This is a genomic window from Aerococcus viridans, assembly GCF_001543285.1.
GTDB lineage: Bacteria > Bacillota > Bacilli > Lactobacillales > Aerococcaceae > Aerococcus > Aerococcus viridans.
Genome location: NZ_CP014164.1, coordinates 102,334 through 115,618, shown reverse-complemented (window position 1 = coordinate 115,618; position 13,285 = coordinate 102,334). Strand labels below are relative to the sequence as shown.

The following is a 13,285-nucleotide window of genomic DNA, read 5'->3' as shown; positions in this document are numbered from 1 at the left end:
TGACTTTTTTTAAAATGAGATTAACTCTACGAAAGTATGGAAACGCAAAAAAAACACAGGATATCAAAGGACTCTTGTGCTTTTTTCAAAATCTAAAAAAATTTAGAATGAATGATGTAACTACACTAACTCAACTATTAGTTTTTTATTCGTTGCATTTGCAATAGATACAATAGTATCCAAAGAAGCATTCACTTCACGAGATTCAATTCTACCTATAGTGGACTGCGGTTTACCAACCAATTTAGCAAATTCACGTTGGCTTAAACCTAGATTTTTGCGAATATTGTAGATTTGATCTGCAATACGATTCTGTACTTTTTCATTTTCCCATTCTTCAGCGAATCCTGGCTCTTTTAATTCTCTTTCTGCAGCATATTCTTCTAATACTCTATTCATCTGATTTCCTCCTAACAAAGTATAATTTACGCCGATTTTTCCCACGTTCAATTTCACGTTTTGGCGTTTTCTGATCTTTCTTAGTGAAGAAGTGGGTAATAATATATCGTGAATCCTTTACATGGAAGTAAATCCCACGTTGTATATTATTACTAGATTTCGACCTAATTTCGAATAAGTTATCATCCAATTTCTTAACCCATTGGTTTTTGATGGATGATTGAATGCCTCTAATTTCAATATTATCAATCATAGACATCACTTTAATTGCATCTTTTGAGGGCAATTTATCTAAGAATTTTTTAAACTCTTCTTCATCAAAAAATTCAAATTCAATTTTTTTGTTAACCATATTTATATGATAGCACAAATGCTATCAATTGTCACTCCATTCATTATTAAGAGATAGCACATTAATCAACCCCTTCCAAATCACTGTCTAAAGCTTCTGCTACTGCTTGTTTGATAATTTTTGGATCATCTTTAATTTCACGAAGCAATATTCGTTTGTTGCCTACTTTGAATTCTGAATCATAAGTTTGTTCTAGTTCATTCCAGTAGGCAAAATCAATATTATCAGCTGAAATTTCATCTGCATCTACAACTGTTGTGACTGAAAAAGAAGAGAAATTTGAACGTGTAGAGAAACAGTCCAACGAAAAATGGCCAACAATAAACGCTAAAATTGAAGCTGCTAACTTACATTTTCGGAAAGTAAAAAAGCGTTAGAAGATGAAAAAATGCTAAAAAGCAAGCTGAAATAGCATTGAGAGATGAACGTCATAAATTAAGAACAGAGTGATTAAACCGTCAGCTTGATTTGTTAGATAGTGTTGAAGAATCATTGAATATTTATGATTCAACTAGTAATGAATATTTAAGTTATGTAGAATATCATGATTTAACTAAAGATTATCTTGGTAACGGTGAATATACAACAATAAATCTCGCTAGAGATACTGAAATATATGTTTTAGACCAAATGGCTAGTAACGAAGAGTATGCTGAAGAGCAAGCCCTTAGCGTGTTTCAAAAAGTCAGCAACGCTGTTCGACAGTTGCCGAATAAGATAAAAGAATTAACAAATCGTATTATTACAAAAGACATTGGCAAGCATATTAATAAACGAATTGATGAGTATTTCAAACATCATGTATCGCCACAGAAAGAGCAAGTTAAATCTGGTATTGATACAGATATGAAAGACATTCGGTTCTGTTGCAAAGTTTTAAATCTACTATCAAATAAGGTAGAATAATAGAAAAAGATAGCAGGAGGAATGACGATGAATCATTTTAAAGGAAAGCAATTTCAGCAGGATGTGATTATTATAGCCGTGGGCTACTATCTTCGTTATAACCTTAGCTATCGTGAAGTTCAAGAAATCTTATATGATCGTGGCATTAACGTTTCTCATACGACGATTTATCGTTGGGTGCAAGAATATGGCAAACTACTCTATCAAATTTGGAAAAAGAAAAATAAAAAATCCTTTTATTCATGGAAAATGGATGAAACGTACATCAAAATTAAAGGAAAATGGCATTATTTGTATCGAGCCATCGATGCAGATGGTTTAACCTTGGATATTTGGTTACGTAAAAAACGGGACACACAAGCAGCCTATGCTTTTCTTAAGCGGTTAGTGAAGCAGTTTGATGAACCGAAGGTTGTAGTCACAGATAAAGCCCCCTCCATTACAAGTGCCTTTAATAAACTAAAAGAATACGGCGGCTTTTATCAAGGGACAGAACATCGTACCATTAAATACCTGAATAATTTGATTGAACAAGACCATCGTCCAGTAAAGAGACGCAATAAATTCTATCGAAGTTTACGCACTGCCTCTACCACGATTAAAGGCATGGAAGCCATTCGAGGATTATATAAGAAAACCCGAAAAGAAGGCACTCTCTTCGGGTTTTCGGTCTGTACTGAAATCAAGGTATTATTGGGAATCCCAGCTTAAATCATAGATACCGTAAGGGATTTTATTCTTTATTTAAAACTTTGCAACAGAACCAAAAAAGAGTGCTCATTTGTCTGCTTTGCTGTAAAGCAGACAAATGAGCACTCTTTTATTTTTTACTGATTTGGCCAGTCATGGTAATCAATCATAATGATTTTTTGTAGCTGATATCGTTTGTCTTCGTATTCTTCCATATTTTTTTCATAGTCTTCTTGACGATTTAAAGGGATCCTTGTCTGTTCTAAACTGGATAGTTCAAGTTTTGGCGGATTTTTATCATAATCTTCAAAAAGATTGCCATAACCATCGCTAGAAGTATCTATAAAATTATTAATACTTTTTACTGTTGCATCAACTAGTGTCGTATTCACTAATCTTTCAGTTTTTATCCCATATCTGAGAACCAGTACAGAGTCATAGAGCACTGCTATCGCTACCGTGGTTGCTTTTTCAATATCCTCACTGTGGTAGTATTTAAGCAAAGGAAAAGCTTGAATTTGTATTGTATATTGATTAATTTGTGAATTTAAGTCAGCTAAAACGTCATCCAGCTGATTAAAATTTTTCCCGTTCCATATCGTTTGCAAAAAATCTACACTGCTTTCTCCAATTCCCATAATATTACGTGCAAGTGTCATTTTTTCAACCACTGCACTGACAATAGAAAGGATATAAGAGGCCCCAAGAGTGAGCATCAACATGCCTATTCCGGAAAATAAAGCGGTAGTTATTTGAAAAAAAGTGGTTTGAGGTGTAAAGTCGCCGATCCCTAATGTAAACACCACAAAGCCGCTGTAATACGGTAATTGATACCAAGTAATGGATTGACTAGAAGAAGAATCAACAATGGCACCTAAATCGCCAGCGAAAAAGACCGTTGCGCCAAACCAGAGGAGAAAGAACCACGTAAATAATGTAGCCGTGAGAATTAAAGGACCAGAAATATTCATCAGGTTCTCCTTACCTGATTTTAAAATTCTACGCCAGATGACTGTAGTTAATCGGTCCGTTATCCACCCCTCTCCCCCATCTACCCATAAAGTGGTCCAAATAATATCAATCAGCGTCACAATAATAATCGCTGCACCAAGAACATACAAAAGATATGACATGAAAATTCCTACTTTCTATTCACTGTAGTCTTATTTTAAAGCAAGTCGTTCACAATTTATAATGATAGCCTTTAGAAAATAAAAAGAGGGTCTTTTCTCACCTATTTCATTTGCAGAGAAAAAAGACCCCTTTAATTGTTATTTCTTAACCAATCGCCACATCTAAGGTCATCACAATCGCAAAACCAAGCATAAAAGCCATGGTGGCTACTTCACTATAACCATTGTTTTGCGAATTTGGAATCAGTTCCTCCACACAGACAAAAACCGGTTCTGTTGCAAAGTTTTAAATCTACTATCAAATAAGGTAGAATAATAGAAAAAGATAGCAGGAGGAATGACGATGAATCATTTTAAAGGAAAGCAATTTCAGCAGGATGTGATTATTGTAGCCGTGGGCTACTATCTTCGTTATAACCTTAGCTATCGTGAAGTTCAAGAAATCTTATATGATCGTGGCATTAACGTTTCTCATACGACGATTTATCGTTGGGTGCAAGAATATGGCAAACTACTCTATAAAATTTGGAAAAAGAAAAATAAAAAATCCTTTTATTCATGGAAAATGGATGAAACGTACATCAAAATTAAAGGAAAATGGCATTATTTGTATCGAGCCATCGATGCAGATGGTTTAACCTTGGATATTTGGTTACGTAAAAAACGGGACACACAAGCAGCCTATGCTTTTCTTAAGCGGTTAGTGAAGCAGTTTGATGAACCGAAGGTTGTAGTCACAGATAAAGCCCCCTCTATTACAAGTGCCTTTAAGAAACTAAAAGAATACGGCGGCTTTTATCAAGGGACAGAACATCGTACTATTAAATACCTGAATAATTTGATTGAACAAGACCATCGTCCAGTAAAGAGACGCAATAAATTCTATCGAAGTTTACGCACTGCCTCTACCACGATTAAAGGCATGGAAGCCATTCGAGGATTATATAAGAAAACCCGAAAAGAAGGCACTCTCTTCGGGTTTTCGGTCTGTACTGAAATCAAGGTATTATTGGGAATCCCAGCTTAAATCATAGATACCGTAAGGGATTTTATTCTTTATTTAAAACTTTGCAACAGAACCGCAAGGCCAAACTCTAGAAGCCCTTGGCCCGGAAAATCAATATGGTAACCAAACAAGTGCATCAGCATAGGTGCAATAATCGCTAAAGGGATAGATAATACCAAAACTACCCAGAAACGTTGCTTAAAATCAGCCATCATATGCGCGCCGTGTCCGCCATGTCCATGACCATCGTGGCCACTATGATCATGGTGGTCATGGTTATGCTCTCCGTGATTCATATGTTCATGGTCGTGATCATGGTGCATATCCTAATGATGTTTTGTCTTATTTTCTACCTCCTACTGCATGATAATTATATTTGTTTACGTTTGTAAACTATATTTGATTTAAGTATAATTGTCTTATTTTGAAAATGCAAATAATCATGCGTTAATCAAGAATACTTTTTTCCAGGTTGAGCTCTTTAAAAACAATTTAAGTATGTTTTTCGAATTTAATTACTGTAATAGAGCATATTCAGATAAGTTTATCTATCCTATCATAAAAAGAGGCATTTCATGCAGTCCTAGTGCTTTTTATCCTTGAATCGGCATACCAAGGCAGACACAGGCAAAAGGACTTAGTCGTTGGATTGACCAGACAGGATCGAATGTAATCGTCACAGTCACTGCCTTTATGATAGTTAATTGACTCAGCTTTTCCTGAAAGTCCTTTTCAATCACAAATACTAATGGACAAGCTGGTGTCGTAAGGGTCATCACTACAGTACACTCACCTGTGAGATTCAGATCTACTTCATAAATTAAACCTAAATTTGGAAAATCAATCCCTAACTCTGGGTCAATAACCTCGAGTAATTGCGCCATTATGTCCTTTTGGTGGTTCACAGCCTCTCCTTTAAAAACAATCCCATATGTACTTGCTGATACGGACATCTCTTCACTCCTTCCTTTGCGTTAACTATCACTTTAGCTAGCTAGCTCTTCAAGGGTCAAAGAAAGGATGATCTCATTTTAATTCGTAAACAATATTGTATTAAGATAAATCTACATCCTTAGGTTTATTGCTTTCAAAGCTCAGAAACTTTACTATTCTTCTCAAGTAGTAGTGCTATTTAACCAACTACTCAAAAGTATAAAAGGATAAGTGATTGCATATGAACCCTACCGATGATTTCACTGTTGACTTTAACCAACCTGTCAAAACGCTCATCGACGACCATCCCGACCTATTAGCTTTATTAGTTGAAATTGGTTTTACCCCTTTGGAAGACCCAATCTTACGCCAATCAATCGGCCAATTTGTGACCCTTAATCGCGGTGCTAAAATTGCAGGTGTCTCCGTAGCATTTATCTGTCAACAACTGATTTACAATGGCTATCAACCAATTGGAGTAAAGAAAAATAATGAAAAAGAAGCATACTAACCAAGAAAAACAACGATTACAGGTGCTTACTGACATGTTGACGCAACTTCACCATGGCGTAGACCCTAACAGTTTACAAGAAGCATTTAACCAGCACTTTTCCGGTGTTTCGGCCATTGAAATCGCCATGATGGAGCAAAAAATTATCTACAAAGACGATAATGACATCACCTTTGAAGATGTCTTGAAATTGTGTAACGTACATGCCCGCATGTTTGAAGACCAAGTAACAGGTCATTCAGCTGTAGAAATCGAACAAGAAAATCATCCCGTTCAGGTATTTAAAGCTGAAAACATGGCCTTTAGAGCCTGCATTAACCGAATCAACAATATTTTTAAAGCCTTAGAAGCCTTAAACGAAGATGATCCTAGTCGCTTAGACTTTACAGACGGCCTGAAGCGGCAATACCAACTCTTAGGGCAATTTGAACACCACTATACTCGTAAAGAACGGGTTTTCTTTCCACTGCTTGAAAAATACGGTTATCATGCGCCACCCAAAGTTATGTGGGCCAAAGATGATGAGATTCGTGACCTATTTCAAGCAGCTTTAAAGCAAGTCGATTTATTAAGAAATACAGATTTTACAGAAAGATTAACGATAGTAAAGTTAGCTTTTGCAGATTTTGAATATGAATTTAAGGAGATGATTTTTAAAGAGGAAGCCATTCTTATAAATATTCTAGCCGAAAGTTTGTCTAGTCAAGATTGGGCCAAGGTTAGTGAACAAAGTGATATTTACGGCTTTGCGATTATCCGACCTACAGGTACATGGACAAGTTCAGATGAAAAAGATGATGACCAACATGAAGACACTACACCACTTACCAAAAATGTAGACCAGCCACGTAAAGCCATCATTGAAAGCCAAAAAATCAGTTTTCCTGATGGCGCTATGCTCATCAGCTGGGAAAGAAAACCCGAATTTCAAGCTACAGAAAGCTACCAGCAAGCGATCATTGACCCTGACATGCCACTCCCTGTTGGCGATGGATTCTTATCTACCAACCAAATGCGGATTATCTTAGACCGGATACCAGTCACCCTTACCTTTATCAATTCAGCAGGACATATTCAATACACAAATTACACCCTGCCCTGTCAAGATAAGACGGGGTTCCCCTTTCAATATCGTGAAAATTGTCAGATAGGGATGGCTGCACAGACGCTTTTTCCAGCCAGTATTTGGAAAACAATTCACCCAGTTTTTGAAAAACTAAAATCTGGTCAAGAAAAGGCTGTATCCTACTGGTTCCAAGAAACAAGCGCTGGGGGTACTGCAATGATTTATGTGACATATCAACCACTATTCGATGATGAACATCAATTCTTAGGCATCGTCGAATGCGTCCAGAATATTCAACGGTTTATTGACATCGCCCCAGGCACAGACCGTTCTGTTAAAGGACCGGATGAAGCAGATTTAAAAAACAAAAAATTGACAACTTTAGTACGACTCAAAGAAAATCGCACTAGCAAACAAAGTGAAACGATACAATTTTCCGATGGATATGTACAGGTTGATTGGTATAGTCACCACAATCAACTGCTCACTAGACCAGACCAAGTAGCCATTGATCAACCATTAGACTTGGAAAATGGCTATCTATCCCTTGCTGAGTTCACCAGTTTAATGAACGCCCTGCCTTTTGAAATTACCTATATAGACGAAAACTTCTGTTTTAGATATTTCAACCACGTGGTGCCTTATGATCAGATGATTTTCAAACGCTCACCTTTGGAAATCGGTCGTGACATTGAGTTTTGTCATCCACCACGCTTATGGCCAAAGATTGCGCAACTTTTAGATGATTTAAAAAATGCTCGTCTGATTATTCAGCCAATGCGCTTTTCTAGCCCTAATTTTTTTGCATATATCGAATACCTAGCCACTTTTGATGATCAAGATCAATTCCGCGGGGTAGTAGAGGCTGTCTTAGATATTCAAGACTACCGAAATTTAGCAAATACAGAAAAGCACTTTTTTTAATTCAAAAGATGACTAGTTTGAACTCAGGTTATTTAAATAAACTATTCGGTCAATACCACCATTCTTTAATCAGTCATGGTGGTTTTTTGACCGTTTTTATTTTTCGCTTTTTAAAATCATACATTAATTGTTTATTTTTCTTCATTTTTACTTTTTGACCCATGCACCATTTTCATTTACCCTTGTACGGAACACTATATATGATAAAATATTTTGATGACGACACTATATGTTGTGTCTAAACTTATTTTTCATGTTATAGTAAGGAGGCACTATTCATGGCACAAGCAGTTCAAGAAATATTACACCTAGATAGCTTTGACCAAGTAAAAGTACACAAACGTGATGGTCGAACGGTCGCTTTTGATGTCGACAAATTACAACAATCCATTATAAAAGCAAGTCAAAGTAAACAAGCTGAAACAGCTGATATCAACCTAATATTGCACCAAGTATTGGCAAATTTAGCCGATATTCAAAAAGCAAACCCTAATGACGCCATAGAGGTGACCACTATTCATCACCAGTTAGTGCAAGTTTTACAAGACCAAAATTTCAACCATATAGCAGAGACCTATCTAGCAAACAGACAAGTGGCTGAAGAAAGGTTTGCTAATGCAACTAACATCCAGACTCGTATGCAAGGGCTTATCAATAAAGCACAGGATGTGGTGAACGAAAATGCCAATAAGGATAGTAAGGTCTTTAATACCCAACGCGACTTAACAGCAGGTATCGTGTCGAAAGCTATCGGCCTTAAAATGCTACCAAAGCATGTCGCTAATGCGCACTTAAAAGGGGATATTCATATCCATGACTTGGACTATAATCCGTACGCACCAATGACAAACTGTTCATTGATTGACCTAGAAAATATGTTTAGTAATGGCTTCAAGATTGGTAACGCCGAAGTGGCATCACCAAAATCCATTCAAACAGCAGCAGCTCAAACGGCTCAAATTATTGCTAATGTTGCATCTAGTCAATATGGTGGTACGACTGTTGACCGCATAGACGAAGTCTTAGCGCCTTATGCAGAAATGAATTACAAAAAGAATCTCGCTATTGCTAGAGAATGGATCGATGGTGCCAAAAAACAAGAGGCCTTCGCAAAGTCTCGTACGAAAAAAGATATCCACGATGCAATCCAAAGTCTAGAGTACGAAATCAATACTTTATATACTTCTCAAGGTCAGACACCCTTTACAACCTTTGGCTTTGGTTTAGGGACTTCTTGGTATGAGCGAGAAATTCAAAAAGCTATTTTTGATATTCGTATCGAAGGATTAGGCAAGGAAAAAAGGACTGCCATTTTTCCTAAGTTGGTCTTCACCCTTAAACGAGGGGTAAACCTTGAACCTAAAGATCCTAATTACGATATCAAGCAATTAGCACTGACTTGTGCGACGCAAAGAATGTACCCGGATGTCTTAATGTATGACAAAATTGTTGAATTAACAGGCTCTTTCAAAGCACCCATGGGTTGTCGGTCTTTCTTACAGGCTTGGCAAGATAAGCATGGACAAGAAGTGAATAGTGGCCGGATGAATCTTGGCGTGGTCAGTTTAAACTTACCACGGATTGCACTTGAAGCTAAAGGCAACCAAGAACGATTCTTTAGCATATTAGATGAACGGCTAGATATTATGGCGGATGCGCTTTTATTCCGTATCAACCGGGTAAAGGAAGCTAAGCCAGAAAACGCACCGATTTTATATATGCACGGTGCCTTTGGTAAAAGATTAAATGAGGATGAGCCAGTCGACCTATTATTTAATCAGAAACGGTCTACCATATCAATGGGATATATCGGTTTATATGAGATCGGTACAGCTTTTTATGGCCCTAATTGGGAGTCAAATCCTGACGCAAAGGACTTTACCCTGTCTGTTTTGAAAACGATGAAACAAAAAGCTGATCATCTAGGAGATACCTACGGCTACCACTTTAGTATCTATTCAACACCAGCTGAAAGTCTGACTGATCGTTTTTGCGAATTGGACCTTGAAAAATTTGGGCCAATCTCGGATATTACGGATAAAGAATACTATACAAACTCATTTCACTATGACGTCCGCAAATCTCCTACGCCGTTTGAAAAACTTGAATTTGAAAAAGACTATCCGCAATATGCAAGTGGTGGTTTCATTCACTACTGTGAGTACCCAAATATGAGACAAAATCCTAAAGCGCTTGAAGCTGTGTGGGATTTCGCCTATGACCGGGTAGGCTATCTAGGGACTAACACCCCAATTGACCACTGCTATGAATGTGGTTTTGATGGTGATTTTGAACCAACTGACCGCGGCTTTAAATGCCCACAATGTGGTAATAGTAACCCTAAAACCTGCGATGTCGTTAAACGGACTTGTGGTTACCTCGGTAATCCACAGCAACGACCAATGGTAAACGGACGACATAAAGAAATTTCATCTCGGACAAAACATCTCTCTCAAAGTCGCGTAAATACCTCATTTGAAGCGGACGGAGAAGATGCCATTGTCTACAATGAACCAGTATGGGGTGATCAGATTGACGACCAACCATAAGGATGAAAATGCCAAACAGACGGAAAAATCCTTAATTCCTAAAAAATATACCGAACGGTCTATGGTGGAAGACAAGCAAGAGGCGCGACCTGAAGACTTTCTTAGTGAAGAAGATATTAAAAGGGCCGAATTAATTCAGAAGAGGTTAGCTAGAAGAGCCCAGCGCGCACCCAAATCCCCCAACAACCCAGAACCAAAAGAATGGTTAGCAAAAGATTGGTCTAGAGGAAAAATCGCTGACTACAAAGCTTATAACTTTGTGGATGGCGAAGGTGTTCGTTGTTCCATTTACGTCAGTGGTTGTCTCTTTGCTTGTCCAGGCTGCTACAACCGAGTTGTCCAGAATTTCAACTACGGAATTGATTACACTGAAGCACTACAAAATCAAATTTTGGAAGATATTGGGGCTAGTTACTGCCAAGGTTTGACCTTATTAGGTGGGGAACCTATGCTAAACACTAATATCTTACTACCGCTATGCCAGGCTTTACGTGACCGCTATGGGCACAGTAAAGATATTTGGTGCTGGTCAGGTTATACCTTTGAAGAGTTACTAGTCGATTCAGAAGATAAACTTGCCCTCTTAGACTTAATCGATGTGTTGGTTGATGGTCGTTTCCTACAAGATCAAATGGATCTAACTTTACAGTTTAGAGGAAGTCGCAACCAGCGAATTATTGATGTCCCAGCGAGTCTTCAAAAGAATGAGCTTGTACTTTGGACAAATGCTGACGGCTTGCCATATAAGTAATTATTTTATCGGTTTACAAATATCAAATGACCTTTTATTCTGAGATAGGTATAGAATGATTTTTTAGCTAAACCATTTCATTTAAAGGTTTACGATTTTTAAAAAAGTTAGGAGTTACACAATGACAATGATAACCGTTGGTGGGATGATCGGCCTAGGTAAAACCACCGTTACAAACTTAATCAGAGATGAATTAGACTTTAAACCCTTCTACGAATCGGTAGAGGATAACATTATGTTGCCTTATTTTTATAAAGCTAGTCCAGAAGAGCAATTGTTGAAGCGGTATCCATTTTTAACACAATTGGATTTTTTGAATTCACGATTTAAAACAATTAAGCAAGCTTCTAGAGAAGATAAAACAGTTTTAGATCGATCTATTTTTGAAGATTGGTACTTTGCTAGAGTGAATACAGACATTGGCCGTATTAGTGAAGAAGAGTTTTCAATTTACGAAAATCTATCTCGTAATATGATGGAAGAATTAGCTGAAATCCCGCGCAAGCATCCTGATTTAATGTTGTATCTGCATGGTTCTTTTGAAACAGTGATGACTCGCATCGAAAACCGTGGACGTGATTTTGAACAAGGAGAGGAACTCACCAACTATTACCACCGCTTATGGTCTGGTTATGATGATTGGGTGGAAAATCACTATAATCAATCCAAAGTGATGTTCATTGATATGGAAAAATACGACTTGGTCAAGTACCCCCACCATCAAAATGTCTTAATTCAAGATATTAAAGACTTTATGATTGAAAATGATATTGTGACTGCTGACACATTTGAATAAAATACTGTTTGGTTAAGGAGATGGGCAAATGGAAATGGTAATACGGCTTAAAAAAATTCAAGATTTTGCAAGAGAACGCATGGCGTTTGACCCCACTGGTCATGATTACTGGCATGCAGATCGAGTTGCTAAACTTGCTAAAACCCTGTATATAGCAGATTATGGTGAAAGTAATACTGAGGCTTTGATCATCATTGAAGCCGCTGCGTATTTACATGATACAATTGATGACAAGCTAGTTTCGGATATTATTTTTAGTCAAATGGAAGTTGAACAACTTTTAGATGAGTTATGTCTTTCGCCAGCTAGTCGAGAAAATATTCTTTATACTATTCAACATATGTCCTACTCAAAAAACTTAACCACCCAATATGATTTGTCTGTTGAAGGCCAATACGTTCAGGATGCAGACCGAATTGATGCCCTTGGTGCAATTGGTATTGCTCGCACCTTTGCCTACGGCGGTCACGCTAATAACGAAATCTATAATCCAAAAATCCCTGTGATTGATGTGCAGAATAAAGATGATTACCGCAACCACCCTTCAACTGCAATTAACCATTTCTATGAAAAGCTACTTAAACTAGAACATTCTATGAATACAGAAGCTGGCAAAGAGATTGCGCATGAGCGGACACTTTTTATGCGACAATTTCTTGACCAATTTATGGCTGAGTGGCAAGGAAATATTTAAACAATTCGTATTATTTATTGTAGAATGTAATTAGCAAGTCATTTTGAATTTAAGAAAGAGGTTATATCATTGGATAAACGTAAAGATACTTCAGCAAGCACTAAATTATATCTAGCAACACCTTTTTTCAATCCTGACCAAGTTCGCCGTGTAGAGGAAGCGACAAAAGCCTTAAACGCGAACCCAACTGTTGGTGTTGTTCATTTCCCATTTGATCACCAATACAAAGACACATCTTTTGACCGTGATCCAGAAGGTATTTTTGGTTCATTTGAATGGCAAGTAGCGACCTATCAAAACGACCTATCTGCAATGAATACTGCAGACGCTGGTGTTTTCTTATATGACGTTGAAAACGTCGATGACGGTACAGCCTTTGAGTTAGGTTTTATGCGTGCAATGCACAAACCTGCTATCGTTGTCTTATTAAGTGAAAATGGTTTAGAAAATAAAGAATTAAACTTAATGATTGCGCGTGGAGGTACTTACTTCATGACTGATATCAATGAATTAGCAACTTATGACTTCAACCACTTCCCAACAAACCCACTTCCAGACATGGATGTTATCTAAAA

General features: G+C 37.3%; 16 protein-coding genes. 10 read left to right on the top strand and 6 right to left on the bottom strand.

Features of this window, described 5'->3' with window-relative positions; genetic code table 11:
• Positions 1-120: 120 nt before the first annotated feature.
• The 3 genes from AWM76_RS00550 to AWM76_RS00540 form a co-directional block, all read right to left on the bottom strand.
• Complete coding sequence (locus AWM76_RS00550) at positions 121-399, bottom strand: helix-turn-helix domain-containing protein (protein WP_003143330.1); 279 nt, start codon at positions 397-399, stop codon at positions 121-123.
• A complete protein-coding gene (locus AWM76_RS00545) occupies positions 392-751 on the bottom strand; it encodes a type II toxin-antitoxin system RelE/ParE family toxin (protein WP_003143332.1) in 360 nt (119 codons plus the stop codon). Before AWM76_RS00545 ends, AWM76_RS00550 begins: the two co-directional genes overlap by 8 nt.
• A gap of 61 nt (positions 752-812) precedes the next feature.
• Positions 813-1,055, bottom strand: a complete 243-nt coding sequence (locus AWM76_RS00540; protein WP_003143333.1) for a hypothetical protein — start codon at positions 1,053-1,055, stop codon at positions 813-815.
• 188 nt (positions 1,056-1,243) lie between these two features.
• On the opposite strand from AWM76_RS00540, the gene AWM76_RS00535 reads away from it, so the two are divergent.
• Positions 1,244-1,657, top strand: a complete 414-nt coding sequence (locus tag AWM76_RS00535; RefSeq protein WP_060779291.1) for a nucleotidyltransferase family protein — start codon at positions 1,244-1,246, stop codon at positions 1,655-1,657.
• A gap of 27 nt (positions 1,658-1,684) precedes the next feature.
• Positions 1,685-2,368, top strand: coding sequence for an IS6-like element IS1216 family transposase (locus AWM76_RS00530; RefSeq protein WP_060779290.1), 684 nt, complete (start codon positions 1,685-1,687; stop codon positions 2,366-2,368).
• A 116-nt stretch (positions 2,369-2,484) separates the two neighbouring features.
• On the opposite strand, the gene AWM76_RS00525 is transcribed toward AWM76_RS00530, so the two are convergent.
• Positions 2,485-3,480 (bottom strand): two pore domain potassium channel family protein, encoded by a 996-nt coding sequence (locus AWM76_RS00525; RefSeq protein WP_003143671.1) that lies wholly within the window; start codon positions 3,478-3,480, stop codon positions 2,485-2,487.
• A gap of 343 nt (positions 3,481-3,823) precedes the next feature.
• On the opposite strand from AWM76_RS00525, the gene AWM76_RS00520 reads away from it, so the two are divergent.
• The gene (locus AWM76_RS00520; protein WP_060779289.1) at positions 3,824-4,507 is read left to right on the top strand and encodes an IS6-like element IS1216 family transposase; all 684 of its coding nucleotides are present in this window, start codon (positions 3,824-3,826) and stop codon (positions 4,505-4,507) included.
• Positions 4,508-4,536: 29 nt separating this feature from the next.
• On the opposite strand, the gene AWM76_RS00515 is transcribed toward AWM76_RS00520, so the two are convergent.
• On the bottom strand, positions 4,537-4,809 hold the full coding sequence (locus tag AWM76_RS00515; protein ID WP_060779288.1) for a hypothetical protein: 273 nt from the start codon (positions 4,807-4,809) through the stop codon (positions 4,537-4,539).
• A gap of 270 nt (positions 4,810-5,079) precedes the next feature.
• Complete coding sequence (locus AWM76_RS00510; RefSeq protein ID WP_003142835.1) at positions 5,080-5,439, bottom strand: metal-sulfur cluster assembly factor; 360 nt, start codon at positions 5,437-5,439, stop codon at positions 5,080-5,082.
• Between the two features lie 221 nt (positions 5,440-5,660).
• Between AWM76_RS00510 and AWM76_RS00505 the strand changes: the two genes are divergently transcribed.
• The 7 genes from AWM76_RS00505 (at position 5,661) to AWM76_RS00475 (ending at position 13,283) form a co-directional block, all read left to right on the top strand.
• Positions 5,661-5,930: a DUF1858 domain-containing protein gene (locus AWM76_RS00505; protein WP_003142836.1), complete on the top strand. Its 270-nt coding sequence runs from the start codon at positions 5,661-5,663 to the stop codon at positions 5,928-5,930.
• Positions 5,911-7,920 (top strand): DUF438 domain-containing protein, encoded by a 2,010-nt coding sequence (locus AWM76_RS00500; protein WP_003142838.1) that lies wholly within the window; start codon positions 5,911-5,913, stop codon positions 7,918-7,920. The genes AWM76_RS00505 and AWM76_RS00500 overlap by 20 nt, the downstream gene beginning before the upstream one ends.
• Before the next feature lie 278 nt (positions 7,921-8,198).
• A complete protein-coding gene (nrdD, locus tag AWM76_RS00495) occupies positions 8,199-10,469 on the top strand; it encodes an anaerobic ribonucleoside-triphosphate reductase (RefSeq protein WP_003142840.1) in 2,271 nt (756 codons plus the stop codon).
• Between the two features lie 61 nt (positions 10,470-10,530).
• Positions 10,531-11,220 (top strand): anaerobic ribonucleoside-triphosphate reductase activating protein, encoded by a 690-nt coding sequence (nrdG, locus tag AWM76_RS00490; protein WP_106427309.1) that lies wholly within the window; start codon positions 10,531-10,533, stop codon positions 11,218-11,220.
• Positions 11,221-11,341: 121 nt separating this feature from the next.
• The gene (locus AWM76_RS00485; RefSeq protein ID WP_003142843.1) at positions 11,342-12,016 is read left to right on the top strand and encodes a deoxynucleoside kinase; all 675 of its coding nucleotides are present in this window, start codon (positions 11,342-11,344) and stop codon (positions 12,014-12,016) included.
• A 28-nt stretch (positions 12,017-12,044) separates the two neighbouring features.
• A complete protein-coding gene (locus AWM76_RS00480; protein WP_003142844.1) occupies positions 12,045-12,710 on the top strand; it encodes an HD domain-containing protein in 666 nt (221 codons plus the stop codon).
• 69 nt (positions 12,711-12,779) lie between these two features.
• Entirely contained in the window at positions 12,780-13,283 is a 504-nt protein-coding gene (locus AWM76_RS00475; RefSeq protein ID WP_003142845.1) for a nucleoside 2-deoxyribosyltransferase, read from the top strand.
• The last annotated feature ends 2 nt before the right edge of the window (positions 13,284-13,285 follow it).

What these genes read in the sequence shown, in the direction of transcription:
- AWM76_RS00515 (WP_060779288.1), bottom strand. Translation starts at nt 4,809, where the DNA reads ATGCACCATGATCACGACCATGAACATATGAATCACGGAGAGCATAAC.
- nrdD (WP_003142840.1), top strand. Translation starts at nt 8,199, where the DNA reads ATGGCACAAGCAGTTCAAGAAATATTACACCTAGATAGCTTTGACCAA.
- AWM76_RS00545 (WP_003143332.1), bottom strand. Translation starts at nt 751, where the DNA reads ATGGTTAACAAAAAAATTGAATTTGAATTTTTTGATGAAGAAGAGTTT.
- AWM76_RS00510 (WP_003142835.1), bottom strand. Translation starts at nt 5,439, where the DNA reads ATGTCCGTATCAGCAAGTACATATGGGATTGTTTTTAAAGGAGAGGCT.
- AWM76_RS00500 (WP_003142838.1), top strand. Translation starts at nt 5,911, where the DNA reads ATGAAAAAGAAGCATACTAACCAAGAAAAACAACGATTACAGGTGCTT.
- AWM76_RS00550 (WP_003143330.1), bottom strand. Translation starts at nt 399, where the DNA reads ATGAATAGAGTATTAGAAGAATATGCTGCAGAAAGAGAATTAAAAGAG.
- AWM76_RS00520 (WP_060779289.1), top strand. Translation starts at nt 3,824, where the DNA reads ATGAATCATTTTAAAGGAAAGCAATTTCAGCAGGATGTGATTATTGTA.
- AWM76_RS00505 (WP_003142836.1), top strand. Translation starts at nt 5,661, where the DNA reads ATGAACCCTACCGATGATTTCACTGTTGACTTTAACCAACCTGTCAAA.
- AWM76_RS00530 (WP_060779290.1), top strand. Translation starts at nt 1,685, where the DNA reads ATGAATCATTTTAAAGGAAAGCAATTTCAGCAGGATGTGATTATTATA.
- AWM76_RS00480 (WP_003142844.1), top strand. Translation starts at nt 12,045, where the DNA reads ATGGAAATGGTAATACGGCTTAAAAAAATTCAAGATTTTGCAAGAGAA.
- nrdG (WP_106427309.1), top strand. Translation starts at nt 10,531, where the DNA reads ATGGTGGAAGACAAGCAAGAGGCGCGACCTGAAGACTTTCTTAGTGAA.
- AWM76_RS00485 (WP_003142843.1), top strand. Translation starts at nt 11,342, where the DNA reads ATGACAATGATAACCGTTGGTGGGATGATCGGCCTAGGTAAAACCACC.
- AWM76_RS00525 (WP_003143671.1), bottom strand. Translation starts at nt 3,480, where the DNA reads ATGTCATATCTTTTGTATGTTCTTGGTGCAGCGATTATTATTGTGACG.